This window comes from Paenibacillus sp. FSL H3-0286 (genome assembly GCF_045040705.1).
GTDB classification, from domain to species: domain Bacteria; phylum Bacillota; class Bacilli; order Paenibacillales; family Paenibacillaceae; genus Paenibacillus_AQ; species Paenibacillus_AQ odorifer.
This window is the reverse complement of the sequence record NZ_CP150285.1, coordinates 1021996-1041366: the sequence shown is the minus strand read 5'-3', so window position 1 is coordinate 1041366 and position 19371 is coordinate 1021996. Positions and strand designations below refer to the sequence as shown.

Annotated in this window: 19 protein-coding genes; 7 read left to right on the top strand and 12 right to left on the bottom strand. The window is 45.9% G+C overall.

All coding sequences use genetic code 11. The annotated features are described in order from the left end of the window. Positions 1 to 562 precede the first annotated feature (562 nt). Positions 563 to 700, bottom strand: coding sequence for a hypothetical protein (locus tag MHB37_RS04510; protein WP_405168991.1), 138 nt, complete (start codon positions 698 to 700; stop codon positions 563 to 565). Positions 701 to 1205: 505 nt separating this feature from the next. Beyond that, positions 1206 to 1766, bottom strand: coding sequence for a GyrI-like domain-containing protein (locus MHB37_RS04505; RefSeq protein ID WP_405168990.1), 561 nt, complete (start codon positions 1764 to 1766; stop codon positions 1206 to 1208). Positions 1767 to 1918: 152 nt separating this feature from the next. On the opposite strand from MHB37_RS04505, the gene wrbA reads away from it, so the two are divergent. After that, the gene (gene wrbA / locus MHB37_RS04500; RefSeq protein WP_405168989.1) at positions 1919 to 2554 is read left to right on the top strand and encodes an NAD(P)H:quinone oxidoreductase type IV; all 636 of its coding nucleotides are present in this window, start codon (positions 1919 to 1921) and stop codon (positions 2552 to 2554) included. Between the two features lie 80 nt (positions 2555 to 2634). Here wrbA and MHB37_RS04495 read toward each other — a convergent pair whose 3' ends face one another. From MHB37_RS04495 to MHB37_RS04475, 5 genes are all read right to left on the bottom strand, one after another. Continuing rightward, positions 2635 to 3633: a Gfo/Idh/MocA family protein gene (locus MHB37_RS04495; RefSeq protein WP_405168988.1), complete on the bottom strand. Its 999-nt coding sequence runs from the start codon at positions 3631 to 3633 to the stop codon at positions 2635 to 2637. Between the two features lie 44 nt (positions 3634 to 3677). Beyond that, positions 3678 to 4028, bottom strand: coding sequence for a DUF1648 domain-containing protein (locus MHB37_RS04490; protein ID WP_405168987.1), 351 nt, complete (start codon positions 4026 to 4028; stop codon positions 3678 to 3680). Between the two features lie 37 nt (positions 4029 to 4065). After that, positions 4066 to 4392, bottom strand: a complete 327-nt coding sequence (locus MHB37_RS04485) for a nucleoside triphosphate pyrophosphohydrolase (RefSeq protein WP_076129598.1) — start codon at positions 4390 to 4392, stop codon at positions 4066 to 4068. A gap of 40 nt (positions 4393 to 4432) precedes the next feature. Continuing rightward, positions 4433 to 4828: an 8-oxo-dGTP diphosphatase MutT gene (gene mutT / locus MHB37_RS04480; protein WP_339171578.1), complete on the bottom strand. Its 396-nt coding sequence runs from the start codon at positions 4826 to 4828 to the stop codon at positions 4433 to 4435. A 167-nt stretch (positions 4829 to 4995) separates the two neighbouring features. Then, a complete protein-coding gene (locus MHB37_RS04475; protein ID WP_076129600.1) occupies positions 4996 to 5709 on the bottom strand; it encodes a YceI family protein in 714 nt (237 codons plus the stop codon). A gap of 147 nt (positions 5710 to 5856) precedes the next feature. Between MHB37_RS04475 and MHB37_RS04470 the strand changes: the two genes are divergently transcribed. From MHB37_RS04470 to MHB37_RS04460, 3 genes are all read left to right on the top strand, one after another. Beyond that, the gene (locus tag MHB37_RS04470; RefSeq protein WP_232061150.1) at positions 5857 to 6540 is read left to right on the top strand and encodes a response regulator transcription factor; all 684 of its coding nucleotides are present in this window, start codon (positions 5857 to 5859) and stop codon (positions 6538 to 6540) included. Then, positions 6528 to 7943: an ATP-binding protein gene (locus tag MHB37_RS04465; protein ID WP_405168986.1), complete on the top strand. Its 1416-nt coding sequence runs from the start codon at positions 6528 to 6530 to the stop codon at positions 7941 to 7943. Before MHB37_RS04470 ends, MHB37_RS04465 begins: the two co-directional genes overlap by 13 nt. Before the next feature lie 69 nt (positions 7944 to 8012). Then, positions 8013 to 8507 carry a hypothetical protein gene (locus MHB37_RS04460; protein WP_076099543.1) on the top strand — a complete coding sequence of 165 codons (495 nt, stop codon included), beginning with the start codon at positions 8013 to 8015 and terminating at the stop codon, positions 8505 to 8507. Positions 8508 to 8603: 96 nt separating this feature from the next. On the opposite strand, the gene MHB37_RS04455 is transcribed toward MHB37_RS04460, so the two are convergent. Further along, complete coding sequence (locus tag MHB37_RS04455) at positions 8604 to 9731, bottom strand: copper amine oxidase N-terminal domain-containing protein (protein WP_405168985.1); 1128 nt, start codon at positions 9729 to 9731, stop codon at positions 8604 to 8606. Positions 9732 to 9901: 170 nt separating this feature from the next. Between MHB37_RS04455 and MHB37_RS04450 the strand changes: the two genes are divergently transcribed. Beyond that, positions 9902 to 11359: an amidase family protein gene (locus MHB37_RS04450; RefSeq protein ID WP_405168984.1), complete on the top strand. Its 1458-nt coding sequence runs from the start codon at positions 9902 to 9904 to the stop codon at positions 11357 to 11359. A 6-nt stretch (positions 11360 to 11365) separates the two neighbouring features. Here the strand turns inward: MHB37_RS04450 and MHB37_RS04445 are convergent, their stop codons facing one another. After that, positions 11366 to 11689 carry a YciI family protein gene (locus MHB37_RS04445; RefSeq protein ID WP_405168983.1) on the bottom strand — a complete coding sequence of 108 codons (324 nt, stop codon included), beginning with the start codon at positions 11687 to 11689 and terminating at the stop codon, positions 11366 to 11368. Between the two features lie 102 nt (positions 11690 to 11791). Next, on the bottom strand, positions 11792 to 12349 hold the full coding sequence (locus tag MHB37_RS04440) for a DUF1273 domain-containing protein (protein ID WP_036680784.1): 558 nt from the start codon (positions 12347 to 12349) through the stop codon (positions 11792 to 11794). Between the two features lie 199 nt (positions 12350 to 12548). On the opposite strand from MHB37_RS04440, the gene MHB37_RS04435 reads away from it, so the two are divergent. After that, positions 12549 to 13238 (top strand): hypothetical protein, encoded by a 690-nt coding sequence (locus tag MHB37_RS04435; protein WP_405168982.1) that lies wholly within the window; start codon positions 12549 to 12551, stop codon positions 13236 to 13238. A gap of 77 nt (positions 13239 to 13315) precedes the next feature. Here the strand turns inward: MHB37_RS04435 and MHB37_RS04430 are convergent, their stop codons facing one another. Next, complete coding sequence (locus MHB37_RS04430; protein ID WP_341088551.1) at positions 13316 to 15346, bottom strand: beta-galactosidase; 2031 nt, start codon at positions 15344 to 15346, stop codon at positions 13316 to 13318. A 119-nt stretch (positions 15347 to 15465) separates the two neighbouring features. Between MHB37_RS04430 and MHB37_RS04425 the strand changes: the two genes are divergently transcribed. Beyond that, a complete protein-coding gene (locus MHB37_RS04425) occupies positions 15466 to 16299 on the top strand; it encodes an AraC family transcriptional regulator (RefSeq protein WP_248547943.1) in 834 nt (277 codons plus the stop codon). 957 nt (positions 16300 to 17256) lie between these two features. On the opposite strand, the gene MHB37_RS04420 is transcribed toward MHB37_RS04425, so the two are convergent. Next, the gene (locus tag MHB37_RS04420; RefSeq protein ID WP_076129606.1) at positions 17257 to 19248 is read right to left on the bottom strand and encodes a beta-galactosidase; all 1992 of its coding nucleotides are present in this window, start codon (positions 19246 to 19248) and stop codon (positions 17257 to 17259) included. Between the last annotated feature and the right edge of the window lie 123 nt (positions 19249 to 19371).

Below are 19371 nucleotides of genomic sequence, written 5' to 3'. Positions count from 1 at the left end.
AGCTTTGCCGACTACATTAACTTCTATAGTTACATTAGCTCTATCAACTCCGTTAGTTTCACCAACTGGATCAGTTCCTTAAGCACATTAACTCCACTAACAATAACAGTTCCACTAGCTCCTCCAGCAAACTAACTTTGACTAGGTCCAAGCGGCGTTTGCCGCTAATGTAGGGCACTTTTGACTCTCTTTCCTGCTATTTTGGCTCGGGGCGGTTAATGTAGAGCATTTTTGCCTCTCTTTCCTGCTACTTTGGCTCAATGCGGCTAATGTAGAGCACTTTTGCCTCTCTTTCTTGCTACTTTAGCTCAGTGCGGCTAATGTAAGGCATTTTTGTCTCTCTTTCTTACTACTTTGGCTTGGTGCGGCTAATGTAAGGCATTTTTGCCTCTTTTTCTTGCTACTTTGGCTTGGGGCGGCTAATGTAGAGCACTTTTGCCTCTCTTTCTTGCTACTTTGGCTCGATACCGCTAATGTAGGGCACTTTTGCTCTTATTTCTGACTAATTCGACGCTATGCAGCTGATGTAGAGTATTTTTACCGTACATTTCCCCACTTTGGCTCAATCCAGCAAATCTACGGGATTTTTACCGTACATCCCCGCCACTTCTGCCCAATCCAGCAAATCTACGGGATTTTTACCGTTCATTCCCGCCACTTGAGCCCAATCCAGCAAATCTACGGGATTTTTACCGTACATCCCCGCCACTTCTACCCAATCCAGCAAATCTACGGGATTTTTATCGTATATTTTTCCGCAGACACATTAGTTAAGTATATATACTCTAGGGCTTTTCTTATGTCTCCCCCCGTCTGCCTAAATGCAAGCCTCAGCAAGGATTATTAACAACACATCCCCAGTTGAGAGAAGAGTCGTTGTTCATTATTTTTTACTGATGTACATATTTTTTTAGATGTATATATTCTTTTTAGATGTATGTATTCTTTTAAGCTGTTTATATTCTCTTCCACTGTCAAGTAACCCTTCTCCCCGGTACCTGGCCGTCAGCAAAAATAGGGACTACCTCTCGGCAGCCCCCTTTCTCTCGCAAGTTGCTTGAAACTACTGTCAGAAGCAACTCCCTTAAATCCCTTTTTCCCTATAAAATACTTCCCTTTAAACACTTCCCTATAACACTTTTCCCTAAAAAATCTCCCGCTTAAGCACTTAACCCACTAAGCACACAAAACCAGCCTTCCCCTATCTATTCAATCGCAATATAAATCTCAACCTGCGTGTCAGCAGGGTCAAAATTCCGTGAATCATAAATCTCAAAATCCCCCGAGTAAGTTCTTACCTCCCCAGACTCCTTAAAGTACGCCCAAATCTCCCCCCACGCTTGCGCGACTACTTCAAATACCGGACCTTTTTTCGTCTTAAAAACCATGTATTTGCTCTCCGGTACAGCCGCATAGGTGAACTGGTTTTCCACTAGTTCGCTTTCCTCTAGCTTGCTTTCCTCTAGTTCGCTTTCCTCTAGTTCACTTTCCTCTAGCTGCCTTCCCTCTATATGTCTCTCCTCAGCTACTTCATGCCCGATCACAACGGTATACGCTCCGCTCGCATCACTCTCATAATCCGTATACAAAGCATAGATATACTCAGGATTTACCGTAGCTATCTGCCCCGCAATATTACTCTGAAAATAAGTTTCCCACAGCTGCGACAAACCTCCATCAGGTCCCATTTCTGCTTCATTAGTTGTGCGTATGCTAACCCCCGCCAAGGTCATTTTTGCTTTCTCTACAAAATAAGTATTCATCATTCTCCCTCATTTCCTGTGATTGAACTTAGTATACACAGGCAAAGTGGACATCTGTCTGTCCAGTTCGAATAGATTGATTTCATTCTGGGTTATAAAGACCCCTTTAGGGTAATTAATAGTATGGAACTACACTCGAAGGGAATGACTACAGCATGCCAAAAATCAAATTAGCTGTCATCTACTACAGTGCCACAGGAACTAACTACCAGCTAGCACAATGGGCCGCGGAAAGCGCAGAAAAAGCAGGAGCTGAGGTAAAACTGCTGAAGGTGCAGGAACTGGTCCCCGAGGACAAAATTCAAGCAAATCCAGCCATGAAAGCCCTAGCTGAAAAAACAAAAGATATCCCAGTCGCCACACCCGACGATATAGTCGAAGCGGATGCGATTATTTTCAGTTCCCCAACCCGTTACGGTAACATTGCTTCCCAGATGAAGCAGTTCATTGATACAACCGGTGGTATTTGGGGCAAAGGACTAACAGTAAACAAAGTCGTCAGCGCCATGAGCTCAGCACAGAACCCGCATGGTGGACAAGAAGCTACGATTTTGGCACTCTATACGTCGATGTATCACTGGGGAGCCATTGTTGCAGCACCCGGTTATACCGATCCAGTCACATTTGGTGCGGGAGGCAACCCTTACGGAACAAGTGTCAGTGTAGATGGAGACGGTAAAATGATCGAAGATCAGGATCGGATCCGTGACGCTGTTTTTCATCAAGCGAAGCGTACCGTTGAAGTGGCCGGCTGGGTCCAGACAGGCAAAAACGCCAATAATCAGAACTAGCGCAGCTTAGTTAATATAACAACACCCCTCGGAGCTACTTGTGTAGCACTGCACCGAGGGGTGTTTAATTTATATTTTAATTACTCTCCAGGGTATTTAAGCCCCCACTGTGCACGCACTTGATCCAGCAGTTTCAGAATCGCTAACGATTCATCCAATGTCATCACCGGACTCTCTGTAAGCCCTGCCTGAAGACAACGTCCTACTTCCTCCGCTTCAAAACAATATCCAATAGAAGCACGGTCGTCCACAAAGCTCTCTACCTTCTCATCTCCTATATAAAGCGCAGCCGATTTCGGGTTCACTAATGTACCCTCTACAATAATACGGCCTTCTGTGCCAAACACATGCGCTTCCTCCAACATGTTAAGACGAATACCACCGTTCAACGAAGCGGTTTTCCCGTTACCATATGACAACAGCATCGAGAAATGCTCGTCCACTCCAGTCTCACCTATGTGCACTGTGCTGGAAATAGACTCAGGATGAGGTCCAAACACCATGGAGGCAAAAGAAACCGGATAAATCCCCACATCCAGCAGCGCACCCCCGCCCAGCTGCGGATTCAGCAATCTGCCTTCCGGATTCCAGTCGGTACGAAACCCTAGGTCTGCCTTCACCAAACGAACATCACCGATTCTACCCTCAGCAATCCATTCTCTAACCTTCACAATCGCCGGGATGTAGCGACTCCACATTGCCTCCATCAGGAATAGCTTATGCGTTTTAGCATAGGCCACAACTTCTTCCAATTCACCGCTGTTTACGGTAAAAGGTTTCTCACACAGGACAGCTTTGCCTGCACGCAGCGCCATTAAAGCATTTTCTTTGTGAAAAGGATGCGGCGTTCCAATATATACCGCGTCTACATTCGGGTCATTCAGCAATTCCTCATAGGTTGCATAGGCATGCGGAATCCCATGATTTTTAGCAAATTCATCGGCACTTTCCTGAGATCTTGACCCAACGGCATAAGCCACACCATTACTGGCATGCGCCAAATCAGTAACAAATTGATGAGCAATCCAGCCTGTGCTAATAATTCCCCATCTCACCTTGTAAGCGTTGTCCATTTTCATTTGCATGTTCCTCCTAATCCTTCTGCTAAATCTCTTTAATTCTATCAGACCATTCTAATGAATGTATAGGAACTGATGCCAGCAAACACCACCGTCACCACCAAAATAGCAATATTCCAGATCTTGCTCAAGGCCGCTGAGTGCTCGTTAGAGCTTTGAATAAACGCTTTTTGCAAAAGGAACTGTAAAAGCTTCATGATTATGAATCCCAAACAACCCAGCCCGCTTTGCAAAATAACCTCCAGACTAGCTTTACTTACAAATCGATCAGCCATGTTCCCATCATAATGAATCGGCACGGTATCCGGCATTTTGGAATAAAGGAATAAATAAATAGCTACAGGAATCAAGGCTACCACACTGCTTAAGATCATCGACAGTTTGGTTTTGAACAACGTTTTACCCTCCTTATGCGGAAAAATAATCTCCCCGTTATTCTCCTTCCACTTCAATCAGATATATCCCCTTCTTAAATCCACCGCGACGTTTAGCTTTCTCTGCACGTTGCTTCTCCAGCTCCACGCTATTGCTCCCATGTGTCTCCGCCAGAGCCTGAATTACTTCCAGCATATCGGCAAGCTCCTCCAGAGCTTCTTCATCACTTGCTGCCTGTAAATATTCCTTCGACTCTTCTTGCAATTTTTTGCGTAGTTCAGTTATGTATTCTTTGGACTCTAATATCCTTGTGTTAAAATCTTTACCTTGAGAAGCTATCAAATCGGGGATGCCGTCACGCACTAGCTTTTCATATACAGGCATTTAAGCTCTTCCTTTCTTCTATATTATATTATATCTCCCTTCAATCCGGCTTTGATTCCATCACTAGACGTTCTACAAAAGGAAGATCTGCCGGAGCAAACATGAACTGATCCAGTTCAGCCGGAAGCACCCACCTATGTTCGTCGTGATCCACCAGATCAATTACACCTCCCTGATACCGCGCTTTCCAAGCAATCAATTGGATCTTTATCTCTCCATAGTTATGCTCGTTGATGCCAAAGCTCTCATAGGGAAGGATTGTGATCCCCATCTCTTCCTGAAGCTCTCTTTGCAGACACTCTGCGATGCTCTCATCCTGCTCTATTTTGCCACCAGGAAATTCCCACAGACCTGCCTGCAATTTACCTTGCCGCCGCCGGGCAATAAGAATCTGCCCTTCTTCATTATGTATAATTGCTGCCGCCACCTTGATCACAAAGAACACCTCCACTATTGCTAGTTATTCGACAGATACTACTATTAAAACATACAATTCATTCCAAACCAAAGAGACTCTCCCAAACGCCAACACGGCCTGGGAAAATCTCTTCAGTACAGTCTCTCTATAAATTCCACAGCAGCGTTATCCTTACGAAAGAGCTACTATTTTGTCAGCACAAGCTCCAAGCGAACCTCAAGATTATTTTCTGTATCCAGTACAACGGTGTGGGGATTGCTTAGACCAAAGTCAGAAAAGGCCACTGTTGTCGTTCCCGACAGCATCAACTGTCCCCCGCTATACGCCGCTTGCGACTGAAAGGTGACGTCCTTTTCTACTCCTTTTACGGTAAGCGTCCCCTGCATTTCAACAGGCACAGTTGCTCCTTCAGTCCATTCTGCCGGCAGCTCCGAAAATGACTTCACTACAAACGTGGATTGTGGAAATTCCGTTACGGATAGAAAATCCTCTCCTTTTACATGCTCGTCCCGTTGGCTATTGCCAGAATCCAGAGCGCTCATATCCACTGTCCCTTCCCCGGCCATCGAAGTAGAATCCTCTATATTTACCTTCCAGGTACCCTGAACTTTGTTGTCTACGAAGTTTACTGTTTCTTTAGAGGTCGTCACTGACCAATAGACTTTAGAGGTTTCCGCAAGGGTCCAATCCCCGTTTAATTGTTCGGCTGTGACCGCCACCCCTGCTGATGCTCCAGTGTTATTTGTTGTCTCTCCAGCATCTGCTGTGGTTGCTTGATTTGGAATCACGGACTCGATCTCTACATTATTGCCCAGCGATTTATCCAGTAATGTATAACCTGTGACTACTCCTACGATAATAACTCCTGCAGCGATCAAGGCTATTCTTTTTCTCTTCATCCTGTTCCCTCCAATATTCATAATTTCTGTATGCTTTCAAGCTCGTCCCTCATTCTAACAAAGCAATATGTCGGGAAGAAGTCAGAGCAGAACGGGCTATGATGTGTTAAACTTGTCGTAAATTTTATGGACTGGAGGTACTCCAATTTGACGAAATCCATTCTTGTTGTAGAAGATGAAGAAGCCATCTCTAGGGTCCTCAGTGCTTATCTGAAAAAAGCAGGCTTTCAAGTCACCCGTGTAGCCGATGGACGCGCTGCGCTGGAGTCTTTTGCTATATCTCCTCCTTCATTAGTATTACTAGACATCATGCTGCCAAACATGGACGGCTTTGAACTGCTTAAGCTCATCCGTGAAAAAAGCAGCTGCCCTGTGATCATGCTGACGGCAAGAGATGGGATCAATGACCGGCTAGCCGGTCTCGACGGTGGTGCGGATGATTATATGTCTAAACCTTTTATTCCCGAGGAGGTGGTAGCACGCGTGAACGCTGTCTTACGCCGTCCCTCGCAGTGGTCTGATGGCAGCCGTAAACGGCATTATGGCAGTTTGTTTATCGACTTCACAGCACGTGCTGTCTTTTTAAATGGGGCTGAGCTGAGTCTTAGTCCTCGGGATATGTCAGTGCTGTTATTTCTCGCTGAAAGACCTAATCAGATTTGTACGCGTGAGCAATTGATAGAATTTGTATGGGAAATGGATTATGAAGGAAGCGACCGGGCGGTAGATTTGTCGATCAAAAGACTACGCCAAGCGTTGTCGCACTGGCCTACTAGTGAGGGGGAAATCCGTACCCTAAGGGGGACGGGATATCAATTATGGACAACTTAAAGAGAAACAACGCCAAACGTACCTCTATCCTTTCTTACTGGACGATACGTTATCTACTCATTATTAGTGTAGGCCTGCTCCTCACAGCTTTAGCTACATTATGGTGGATCCGTCAGGAGGCTATGAGCAATCGTCTGCAGACTGCGGGGCTTTTGGCACAGGAGATTGCAGATCGCAGCTTAAATATGGAAGGCTCCATTGAAATCAGCCATAATCTCGAAAAACTGATCGAAGACCGGAAGCGGTTTTTCAAGTTAACCATAGAGATGTGCGTGATCATTACTGATCAACAAGGTCAAATGCTATTCTCCCTGCCACCTCTAACTGACAAGGAAATGAGATATAAGCTAAATGATAGCCTGAACGACTCCCGCAGTCCGGAGTTCAAAGCTGCTGTGGCTCCCATAAATTCGGATGACAAAACACTGGGACAGGTTATTGTCCTGCAATCCAAAAAATCACTGCGGCATATTCCACAGGAGGAGATCATATTTTTCTCCATACTGCTGCTGTTTCTAATCATCTTAAGTTGGCTAACCATTTACCTCTTATCTCGTAAACTGGCAAAACCCATTCAGAAGGTAGTCGAGGCAGCGGCTCAAATCAGCCATGGCCGTTATGATATCGTTCTAGATAAGGATGCTAAAGAGCGGGAAATTCATGAGCTGATGATGTCTTTTGAAGAGATGGCAGGCAAGTTACAGCAATTTGAGCAGTCTCGAGCCGTAATGCTGGCCGGAGTCTCCCATGAGTTGAAAACACCCGTAACCTCTATTAAAGGCCTGGTGCATGCCGTCCGCGAAGGGGTCGTTGAAGGTGATGAAGCTGTGGAATTTCTGGATATTGCCCTGCTGGAGGCTGGACGGTTGCAGCGAATGGTAGCCGACCTTCTGGATTACAATGCCCTGACTGCAGGAATGGTTTCTGTTCGTCACGACCGACTGGATGCCGTACCACTACTATCAGAAATCGTATATCAATGGAAACTGACACAGGCGGAAGATGTTGCTGAACCCGTGCTTCATATGCCGATTAATCCCTTATTTTTGCGTGGGGACTCCCTTCGTATCCAGCAGATAATCGTCAATCTACTTAATAACAGTGTACAAGCCAAAGCTCCGGATCGAAAGGTGCAGCTTACAATAGAACTGCTGGATCAGCAAGGTCATGGCTTTGCCGAAATCCGTGTTCAAGATAACGGGCTTGGCATCTCATCCAATCATAGTGAGCATGTCTTCGAAGCCTTCTTCCGGGGCAGCGATAAGCAGAGCACACTGCGTGGTCTGGGACTCGGCCTAACCTTCAGCCGTCTGTTGGCCGAATCTATGAACGGAAGCCTCGTGCTTGAGGAGCACTCAGACAAAGGCTGCACCTTCGTGCTGTCTCTGCCGCTTGATGATTAAAAAATAGTCTGCGATCCATCGACATGGTATAATCATGTGCACAATCACACCGAAAACCGGAGGCTGTATATGCTTACTTTTGAACAAAAATTAGCGATTCTCGACTCTTACCCCCAGCTGGAACGCAAAAATGTATCCCTTGGGCGCGTGAACTATCACTACGAGGAAAGCCAGCATGATAAGAAAACCGTGGCTTTTCACCTGCATCCAAATGGTAATGGCTATGTGTTCGCAGGCTTACTGCGGGGCTACGAGACAGACGATAAGGGCTTCGTGAATATTCGCGACTACTCGGAATCCGAGCTGCGCAGTTTGCTGGATGCCTCCATCACCTCACTGTCTATTTACATTCCTGATGCTCCTGTAGCCAGCAAAAGAAAGAAAAAGGCTGCGGCAACTGCCGATACACTCTGGACTAATGATGAGGGCCAAACCCTAACCCTAAAGCTTGAGGATGATTTATGGTATGTCTATGCCGACCTCAATCTGGAGATGGCGTTTGAAACGCTTGAGGAAGCTAAAGAATATTTAGCGGAAGAGGGATTTACAGCAGCGCAGGAGTAATTGTCAGACTTTAATCTACACACTCACAACAAAAGAGGTGTCTGAGCAGCCATTTATTTTGGCCGTTCGGACACCTCTTTTCTAATAAAACGATCCTTAATATACAGGTTCCGTATATATGTAACTATAAATACCCAAATCGAGCTCAGAAACCACTTCATAATCTAGTTGGAATTCTATAGTCTTATTTGATAGACCTCCTAGAAAATAACTGCCCTCCACAACCAACCTATCCTTCCCTCCAACTGGGGCGACCAAGATCAGCTGTTCAGCTTTATTAGCCGGGATCACAAAGTTTTGCAGCCCACCCGTCTGATCTTGAATATATTTACGGACAGACACGAGGTTACTGCCTAATTCCGAGAGGCCGGAATTGTTGTTCCGCCATACATCAAGCGCATCTTGTTGGGATTGGTTGGAACTGACACACGCCTGATTAACTGAAAATTCCGGGATTTTATATATATTCCCGCCAATATTATCGATAACTACTTTATGGGTTACTTCCGTACAATTTTCAATTTTCAGAGTCGGCATGGGGTCCTTTTCCTTTGAGAATGTCTTTATGATTTTTTGATCACCGGACTTAAAATTTATTGAGATGTCTTTATTATCCATGTTAGAAAATTCGAGCAAGCTATACAACTGATTATTTTTAATTCCGTAGTGCTTTACGATTATAACAAACCTGTTTCTCTCATCTGATAACGATTTTGATTGCTCTTGGCTTCCTACTGAAATTGTTCTGTTGACCGGGGCAATAATCTTCTCCTCGGCAACTGGTGAGGTTATGTAAATAGATTTTGTACCTTCATCCCAAGTGACACTACTACCCAACACTTCGCTAATAAATCTTAAAGGGACTAGTGTATTATTTTGAAAATTGATACCCTTTAAGACTTGCTCATGCTCTTTGGCGTTTACAATTACTCTTCCTTCCTTGACCAGATAAAAAATGTTAATATCCCCTTTAACCGCTGAGACCGACTTCGCATGATTATCCCATCTAATAGTTGCGCCTAAAGCTTCAAAGATCGCCCGCATAGGTACGTATGTAACTCCATCTTTCAGTATAGGACTTACATTAAAATGTAATTGCTTACCGTCCAAATAACATTTGAGATCACTGTCTTCCGCAAAGGCTTGACTTGAAGATAAAACAGCAAAACTTATCATCACCACAAAAAAAGTGATAATTTTTGAAGCAAAGTTGTGGTTTTTCATGTTCTTAATTTAGCTCCTAATCTAGAAAAATAAAAAAATTACAATGCAGACCTGAATATATCAAATGGCCAATCAAAATGTAAGTCTAAAAAGAAAACTACCAACGACACCCAAATTATGGTTAGATGAAGGAGAAGCCATATCCTAGAGGGAAAGAAGCGTGAACGCATATGAGTTTTGAAATCGTAGAGGCCACCATACCGGACATCCAAGCCGCATTAGAAGCCGGAGAAATTACGTCAAAACAACTAGTTCTCATGTATTATGAACGCATTGCTGATCACGACAAAAACGGCCTGACGATTAACTCTGTACTGGAGATTAATCCTGATGCGTTGTTTATCGCAGAATCTCTGGATGTGGAACGGGCAATTATTGGCCCACGCGGCCCCCTGCACGGGATACCTGTGTTATTGAAAGATAACATCAATACTGGGGACAAAATGCATACAAGTGCGGGTTCGCTGGCTTTGGCGAATTCTTTTGCCGGGGAAGATGCGTTTATAGTTACCAAGCTGCGTGAAGCCGGCGCCATTATTATGGGTAAAGCCAATATGACCGAATTCGCCAATTTTATGACGAACGGCATGCCCTCCGGCTATAGCTCCCGTGGCGGGCAAGTCCTTAACCCCTACAATATTTCTACGCCAACCGGCGGCTCTAGTGCGGGTTCAGCAGTAGCTGTCGCTTGTAATTTCTGTACGGTCTCTGTTGGCACAGAAACTTCAGGATCGATTCTTAATCCCGGTAATTTGGGCTCCATCATCGGCATTAAGCCAACCGTGGGGCTGCTCAGCCGTTCAGGAATCCTGCCGCTCTCCAATACACAAGACACCGCAGGCCCTATGGCTAGAACCATTCATGATGCCGTGTTACTGCTAAACGCCATGCTGGGCAAGGATCAACGTGATGCAGCTATGGGAACAAATACAGGTAGAATCCACGAGGATTATACTGTATTCCTTGATCCGAATGGTTTGCAGGGCGCTCGAATTGGGATACCACGTGATTATTATTTTGAGGAGCTCACAGATGAGCAGCTTGCTTTGTTCAACGCTTCCGTCGACAGGATGAGAGAGCTTGGAGCGACCATCATTGATCCTGCGGATATTAAGACCGCCCGGGAAATTAGTTACTCTTCGGTGGTATTAAACGAATTCAAAACAGCACTGAATGCTTATTTGTCTCATTTGGGCCCCGGAGCACCTATGCGAACCTTGAAGGATATTATTGATTTTAATCATGCACACCCTGTGGAGACTTTGAGATTTGGTCAAGCTACATTAATAGATGCGGAATATACCTCCTCCGGCACACAAAGCGAAGCTCAATATTTACGCCATCGTGCGACTGACCTGAAGCTGTGCAAGGAAGAAGGGATCGATGCCACTATGAAAGAATACAATCTGGATGCCCTGCTGTTCCCTGCCGATTTTGGCGCCAGAATTACTTCCAGAGCAGGATATCCGTCCATCGTCGTTCCTTCTGGATACACTTCGGCCGGCGCTCCCTTTGGTGTAACCTTCTCAGCAAAAGCTTATCAGGAGCCTACGCTTATCAAGCTAGCCTATGCCTATGAGCAGCATTACAAAGTGCGAAAAGCACCTTCGCTAAAAAGCTTCATTTGATTAAACCTATTCCTGGAGCGAAACAATACCTAAATGCCTGTTTCCCTCATGGGACAGACTCCATGTACGCACTTCATAGCTACGAATGCCAGACAGCACGTAAGGATCTTTTTCGGCAAGGAGAACGGCTTCTTCGCGTGAGTTCGCTCTTACAATAACCATACCGCCAGGACAATCACTAAAGGGACCACACAGCACTAATTGTCCTTTACGGTCCAGCTCTTGTAAATGCTTAACATGACCACGAATAATCTCCATGTCTCTACGGTCTTGATTCGTCGGGCTAAGCAAAATAACATAACAAATATCTGCTTGATTGACCTCACTCATCCTATTCTCCGCCTCTCGTTCAAATAGAAACTAAAGCCCGTAACGGTGATTTCCCAATGCCGATTCGGGCTTTTTTATTTCGCGATATCTTCGTTCGTAGCTTTATTCATAATCTCGCTGATTTTCTTCATCGGCAATATTTTGAATCTCATCAGAATGAATAAGAAACAGCTCGTAGTCCCCCTCTGCATGCAGCTTCAGCGCTCGTTCTTTAAAAAACTTCGGGCTACCTTCCGCCGCATCCTCATCATAAAAGAGCAATATCCCGTCACTTTTGCGGAACAACAAGTCATCTCTGGCCCTGAACTGCCAGCTGCCGTCATAAGGGGCATTACTGACCGCCCTGCAAAAGTCCGCACCCGCAATAATACGTCGGTATTCCTCCTGCTTCTCTTCCTTCCACTTCTCTTCCTGTCCAGTATGCGCCGTAATGATCCCCAATTTCAATTCAGGATATTGAGTCTTGAGTTCACATACCACCTCACAAGCCCAAAGATCGACACCATACTGGCCGGGGGTAATAATCCATTCGACGCCTTCTTCAATTAGCGGCTTTAATCTGTTAGACAGCGCCTTTTTGATATAAGGAATTCCCGGATGCTTATTGTCAAAAATACCGAGCTCATGCGCACGGTAGCCTGTTACGAGTAAATTCTTCATGTACTGCCTCTTTCCTGAACGTTGGTTATCTCTTACCATGACTTACCTTTGTAGAGTTTTATCCCACTTATATGATTATTATATAGCATTTACATGATCTATTTCTTTAGGCAAACTTTCAGCTGATCTTAAGCAACCTTTCAGAACCGTCTGATATATTTCTCCTAATCAATCTAAAACTATTAAGGAGAGAAAATAAATGAAGAAATTAATACCGATTATGATCTCAGGAAGTCTACTCGCTTCTCTACTATTGGCTGGCTGCAGCACCAATTCGGAGTCCGAAGGAACAGCTGTTACTAATAACCAAGCGAACACGGCACCCGCAGATAACGCTGAGGCACAGCAATCTCAAGGAAACGGCAATCAACAAAACGGCAGACCCGGCATGTCCATGAATTTCGGCAAGATTAAGAGTATTAGCGACAACACAATTACAATCTATACGTCAGAAATGCCTTCCCCGCCCGCACAAGGCACTGGAGATACGGCTGGAGCCGATAAGCAGAACGGCCAGGCTGGTACTCCACCGGAAAGACCCGAAGGTGATCAAGGCTCAGAAAACGGTACACCTCCAGAGGGGGGAATACCGGAAGGCGGAGCCCCTGACGGCGGTGGACAAGGTGGTGGACCACAGGGCGGCGGGATGCAGCAAACCTTCTCCGAGGAAACCACAGATATTACAATTGATGCTGATACCAAAATTGTAACGGTGACCTTTGACAATGGCACGCTTCAGGAGAACACGATCAGCTTAGCTGACCTGAAAGCTGATGACATTATCCAATATACGCTTAAATCAGATTCCACTGTGGCGGAGAGCATTACCTTAAGCAGCGGAAACCCCGGCGGATCCGCTCCAGACGGTAGCACGGGCAGCAGCAGCTAATCAGTTTCTTCACAACAAAAAAACTTTCCGGGGGCAAGCTATGCCCGGAAAGTTTTTTAAAAATCGTATACTATAAACTATTTTTTATCCGACAAAATCAATACTCCACGACCCGGTACAACTGCTGAACCACTGATTACATTACCTGTCAGTAGATCAGTACGCTCAGCTGCCCCAATATCCGCGCTTAAATCCCCGGCAGTGTGGTTCAGTAAGAACAAGTAAGATACGCCATCCTTCACACGTTGAACAGATTCGATACCTTCCGGTGCAGTTACCAGCGGCTGAATGTTCTTTTCGGCACATAGATTCGCTAGGAATCCTTGTAGGAATCCTGCTTCTGGACTTGTCGCCACATAATAAGCTTTACCTTCGCCAAATTTATTCACAGTCAACGCAGGCATTCCTTTATAGAAATCAGAACCGTACTCTGCCAAAACTTCTGCCCCTTCGGCATGGATCAGATCGCAGAGCAGATCACATTTATAAGAACCACTCAAGCTACCCCACGTTTTATCCAGCACGAGCTCATTGCTCATACCTGGCAGTAATGCATCGATTTCCTCTGCCCAAATTCCAAGCACTTTACGCAACTCGCCTGGATAACCTCCAACCGTCACGAGGTCGTTCTCATTAACAATACCGCTGAAATAAGTTGTAATGAATGTGCCGCCCGCTTTTACAAAGGCTTCAACCTTCTCTGCAAAACCTGGCTTGACCATGTACATTACGGGTGCGATAACAATTTCATACTTGGACAGGTTCTCTTCGACCCCGATCATGTCGGCTTCGATATTTTGCTGATACAGCGCATCATAATATTTGTGGACTTCATTCACGTAATCCAAGGCAACCGACGGTCCGCTTGAGAGATCAAGCGCCCAACGATTTTCCCAATCGTAGATGATCCCTACCTTAGCTGCACTGCGCGCATCCAGTAGTTGATCTCCAAGCTGCTCGAGCTCTTTACCCAGCTCAGCACATTCACGGAATACCCGTGTGTGTTCATGACCCACATGCTCAATTACCGCTCCATGATACTTTTCACAAGCCCCTATCGAACGACGCAGTTGGAAGAACAACACAGTATCTGCACCACGCGCCACAGCCTGGTAACTCCATAGACGCATAACGCCTGGACGTTTCAAAGAGTTGTACGGTTGCCAGTTCTGCTGGCTCGGTGTTTGCTCCATCAGCATGAATGGTTGGCCATTTTTTAATCCACGCATAAGGTCATGTGTCATTGCTGTAAAGCTGACCGGTGTGTCCAGTGAAGGATAGTTGTCCCAAGAAATTACATCCATATGCTTGGCCCACTCAAAATAATCCAGCTCCGGATAAAAGCCCATCAGGTTCGTTGTAACAGGTACGTTGGCGCTGTGTTCTTTGATCGCTTCGTATTCGATTTTGTAACATTCGAGCAAGCTATAAGACATAAAACGGCGATAGTCCAACGAGATTCCTTGGAAGTTAGTACGGTTACCGTTCCATTCTTCACTCAGCTCATTTGGCACCACAATTTCTTCCCAATCATAAAACGTATGTCCCCAAAAGCGTGTATTCCAAGCCTTGTTCAAAGCATCCAGCGAACCATAACGCTCCTTCAACCAGACACGGAAGGCAGCAGCGGACTGTTCGGAATAATCATAGCCACCATATTCATTAGAAATATGCCAAGCTACCAGTGCCGGATGATCCTTGTAGCGTTCTGCCAGCTTACCAGCCAGCTTCGCTGCATACTTGCGGTAAACTGAACTGTTCGGATTGGAGTTATGACGTCCGCCGAACTTACGTTTTCTGCCCTGCACATCGACACGGGTCACTTCAGGATAACGATGAGCCATCCAAGCTGGATGTGCTCCTGTTCCTGTAGCTAGACATACATAAGTTCCATTTTTATATAGTCTATCCATTAATTCATCCAATGAGGAGAAATCATAAGTATCTTCGGAAGGTTGGATTAAAGCCCAGGAAAACACATTAATTGTGGCAACATCAATTCCCGCCAGCTTAAACATCCGTTCATCCTCAGCCCATACAGGCGCATCCCATTGCTCCGGATTGTAATCTCCACCGTACCAAATTTTAGGTAATTTATCGTTAATCACACTTCGCACACCCTTTATAGTATAATTATATATCTATTGTAAATGGTTAAGGTTTCCCTTTAAATATAAAATAATATCTCATACATATAAGAATATAGAACTAACAGGAGAGGATAACATTGTCCGAAATCATGCATCGCAGGATCGTATTCGTCCATGAAGGTGGACAGCACTTGCCAATCACTTTAGACAGTATGGGGCACAATCATGATCAGGAAAAAGTATCACGTCCCGATGGTTATGACACTTATCATTGGCTTCAAACCTCAGAAGGTGAAGGGATCATCCATTTTGACAATAAAACCTTTTCCCTGCCCGAAGGCAGCGGCGTATTACTACTTCCTTATACACCCCATCGTTATGAGGCTTCCACTAAAAACTGGGGTACCTATTATCTAACGTTTGGTGGCGGTTCGGCACACTCTATTTTGGAGACGCTTGGGATGAATAGTAATTCTTTTTACCGTTGGGAAAATGAAGCGCCTCTCCCCAATTTGCTGAAGGAAATGCTGGATCGTCATGATGCCTATCAGGATATGTTTGGTCTCGGCGCCTCCACAGATGCTTATCGTTTTTTGCTTACTTTGAGTAAATATGGCCAGCTTCAAAATAATACGGCGATTTCCCGCAATGTAGATAAGCTGCAGCCACTGCTAAAATGGATGGACAGCCATTATGGCGATCCTGATCTTGGACTGAACGATCTAGCCGATGAACTAGGCGTATCTGGGCGCTATCTTAACAACCTATTCGTCCAAACTTTCGGACTCTCGCCTTATGCCTATTTCGTACGGTTACGCATCCGCAAAAGCAAAGAAATGCTCGTAAGCCAACCCGATCTTACGGTAAAAGCTATCTCCCAGCTAGTCGGCTTCCGCGATGTCAGCCATTATGTAGCCACATTTCGCAAGCAATCCGGGACTACGCCGGAGCAATTTAGACGCCTGCATTAAACATGCCCCGCCTACTGTGGAAAAATTGCTCGCTGGGAATATGCGGCTAGAACGTAGTAAGAGTATGGTATGCGCTACTATTGTGTAGAAATGGGCGGTACGGTGAAGTGCGGTACGGTACGGTGGCTGGGTGCATTTGGCTGCGAGTGTACGGCACCTCTGAGATGGATCGTGCAGATCTGCTCATGGTGGAGTCCTTGTGAAAATCTGCTCATGGTGGACTCCATGTGGAAATTTGCTCATGATGGGGACTCCATGTGGAAATTTGCTCATGATGGGGACTCCATGTGGAAATCTGCCCGCTTTGGACAACTTGTGGAAATCTGCTATGGTGGACTCCATGTGGGAATCTGCTCATGTTGGACTCCATGTGGAAATCTGCTATGGTGGACTCCACGTGGAAATCTGCTCATGTTGGGGACTCCATTGTGCAGCTCTCTTCAGTCAGTATGAGTAAGTCAGACGAAATAATTGCACTTTGTACACTTAAAATAGCCTGCACGGCAGAAATTATCCATATAAGTGTATTCTGTGCAACTATATTCTCGGAATATGGCCTTGCAGCGGGATTAGCCAATTTTTAGCTGCACAAAGTGCAACTAAAACCAATTAAATACTCCAACACTTCAAATAAGTGTACGAAGTGCAACTATTTTCTGTTGTGCTTCTGTTAAAGTTTCTGCATGCCCTACTCCACTCATTTTTTACTCCACACTTCCACTTACTTCACTATTCCTACCCCACACATTCCCCTACACCGCTCTTCCCCTACTCCACACATCCCTCACTCCATCTTCACCAACCCTCACTTCACCCTACTCCACACATCCCCCACTCCATCTTCACCAACCTTCACTTCACCCTACTCCACACATTCCCCTCTCCACTTTCCCCTCTCCTGCCACACTCCCAAACCCACTCCCAAACCCACTCCAAAATCTCTTTACTCAAAACCACTCAAATCTCCAGCACCTCTACGCCATACGGCTCGAGCTGGAGCTCTCCCGATCGAATCTTATTATCCAGCAGGCTGCTGTATTCTCGTGGCAACGGAACGATCACGGACTCGCGGCTCAGATTAAGCAGGAACAAGAAGCTTCCCTGATCTCCAGTCCGCACGGAGGCTTGTACTCCGTTTGGCAATCCTTCAAAGCATAACAACCCTTTTTCCTTAGCCAGGTTCTCCAATAGAACTGACCAGTATTGCTCTTCCGCATGGGTTCCAAAGTAATAAACCTGACCTTTGCCGAAGGAATTAACAGTTATAGCGGGTGTGCCGCGATAGAAATCATCACCATACCAAGCAATTGGCTGAGCCACTACAGGTCGGAGGATGTCGCACCACTGCGTACATTCATATGGATTACCCTCCGCATCCACGATGACATGTGTTTCAACGCCAATCGGATCATACTCCAGCACTTCAACGCCGGTACAATAGCTCAGCTGCCCAGGCAGCGGTTGCATGACTGCGATGTTGTTTATATTTTTGACGCCACTACGGTTGGTGATCAGTAAGGTCCCGCCAGCGAGGGCAAAATCCTCCAGATTACGTACGATCTCCTCATCCAGCAAATATAAATTTGGAGCGATTACTACTTTGTATCCATCAAGCGGTTGTCTGAGGTCGATAACATCGCAGCCCATGCCAAGCTTGGTCACCGCCCGGTGAATCTGCTTAATGTTCTCATAATAATCAAAGCCCTCTGCCTGCGGCTGAATATCCAGCGCAGCCTTCTCTTCATGAGAATGGAGGATAGCCACTTCGTTTTTCAGCATCGTTCCTTGGAGCTTGCCGCTCAGCCCATTAACCTCATGACATAGCTGCGTGAACTCCGCTAATCTGCGTCCGGGAACATTGCTGTGATCAATCAGCCCGTGCCAGAATTGTTCTGCTCCTGAAGTTGCACTTCTCCAGCGAAAATGAACAACAGTATCCGCACCTCTAGCAATCGCCTGCCATGCATAGGCACGAATCAGTCCCGGATAAGGGGTTCGCCACATCGGCATCCAACAACCCGGAGATCCACTCAGCTGCTCCATGATCCAGAAGTTTTGGCGTTTGATGCCACGGGTTACGTCCAATGAAAGTGCTCCGCTATAAGGCGTTGTCTCTTGTTTGGTTGGCGAAGTATTCGGATAATAATCAAACGCAGCCACGTCCAGATCTGCACCCACTGCGTACATATCGAGACGCTGCGGATAGCTGTGAAAGTTATGGGTTATGAAATGCTCTGGACAAATCATACGCAAAATATTGATCTGCGCTGTCTGAAACGCTACCACCGAATCCCACTGAAACCGCTGAAAGTCCAGCAGAAAAGATGGATTCTGATGAGGTGATCCGCCCAACGGCACGGTAAGCTCATTCCAATCGCTGTACTCCCCGCTCCAAACAACGGTTCCCCATTCTGCATTGACCTCAGCCAGTGTTCCGTATTTAGCTTGTACCCATGCTCGAAAAGCAGTATTACAAGCGTCACAATGACAATCCAACATGCCAAATTCATTATCAGTCTGCCAGCCTATGACGGCCGGGTGTTCACTGTAACGTTCGGCAAGACGCAGAATAATACGGCTGCCATACTCACGCAGCGATGTGCTGTTATAGCAGCGGTGTCCACGTACCCCCGGGTGAAAAATCTCTCCATTAGCAAACACCGGAAGCACATCCGGAAATTTCGTCGTTAACCATCTTGGCGGTGTAGCTGTTGGCGTACCCATCACAACCTGCAGATCATATTGATGAAAAAGGTCCAGCGCACGGTCCAGCCACTCAAACTGGTAATTCCCCTCAGTTGGCTCCAGTCGGCTCCATGCGAACTCAGCAACCCGGACTACTTTAACACCTGTTTCTTTCATCAACTTGATATCTGGTTCCCACATGGATTCATCCCAATGCTCCGGGTAATAGTCCACACCCATCTGAACATGATCATATCGTTTCATTGGCGCTTCTCCCCATCCCTTGATAATCAGCCCTGTTTCCCAAAAAAAGCGCTCCCCGTCTCAAATTGATGAGGTATACGGAGAGCGCTTCTGTTAACCACTAATATCCATTAAATCTTCTCT

Bases quoted from the DNA above. Each gene is read 5' to 3' on its own strand.
- MHB37_RS04510 (WP_405168991.1), bottom strand. From the start codon at position 700: ATGTACGGTAAAAATCCCGTAGATTTGCTGGATTGGGCTCAAGTGGCG.
- MHB37_RS04505 (WP_405168990.1), bottom strand. From the start codon at position 1,766: ATGATGAATACTTATTTTGTAGAGAAAGCAAAAATGACCTTGGCGGGG.
- wrbA (WP_405168989.1), top strand. From the start codon at position 1,919: ATGCCAAAAATCAAATTAGCTGTCATCTACTACAGTGCCACAGGAACT.
- MHB37_RS04495 (WP_405168988.1), bottom strand. From the start codon at position 3,633: ATGAAAATGGACAACGCTTACAAGGTGAGATGGGGAATTATTAGCACA.
- MHB37_RS04485 (WP_076129598.1), bottom strand. From the start codon at position 4,392: ATGCCTGTATATGAAAAGCTAGTGCGTGACGGCATCCCCGATTTGATA.
- MHB37_RS04475 (WP_076129600.1), bottom strand. From the start codon at position 5,709: ATGAAGAGAAAAAGAATAGCCTTGATCGCTGCAGGAGTTATTATCGTA.
- MHB37_RS04465 (WP_405168986.1), top strand. From the start codon at position 6,528: ATGGACAACTTAAAGAGAAACAACGCCAAACGTACCTCTATCCTTTCT.
- MHB37_RS04460 (WP_076099543.1), top strand. From the start codon at position 8,013: ATGCTTACTTTTGAACAAAAATTAGCGATTCTCGACTCTTACCCCCAG.
- MHB37_RS04455 (WP_405168985.1), bottom strand. From the start codon at position 9,731: ATGAAAAACCACAACTTTGCTTCAAAAATTATCACTTTTTTTGTGGTG.
- MHB37_RS04450 (WP_405168984.1), top strand. From the start codon at position 9,902: ATGAGTTTTGAAATCGTAGAGGCCACCATACCGGACATCCAAGCCGCA.
- MHB37_RS04445 (WP_405168983.1), bottom strand. From the start codon at position 11,689: ATGAGTGAGGTCAATCAAGCAGATATTTGTTATGTTATTTTGCTTAGC.
- MHB37_RS04440 (WP_036680784.1), bottom strand. From the start codon at position 12,349: ATGAAGAATTTACTCGTAACAGGCTACCGTGCGCATGAGCTCGGTATT.
- MHB37_RS04435 (WP_405168982.1), top strand. From the start codon at position 12,549: ATGAAGAAATTAATACCGATTATGATCTCAGGAAGTCTACTCGCTTCT.
- MHB37_RS04420 (WP_076129606.1), bottom strand. From the start codon at position 19,248: ATGAAACGATATGATCATGTTCAGATGGGTGTGGACTATTACCCGGAG.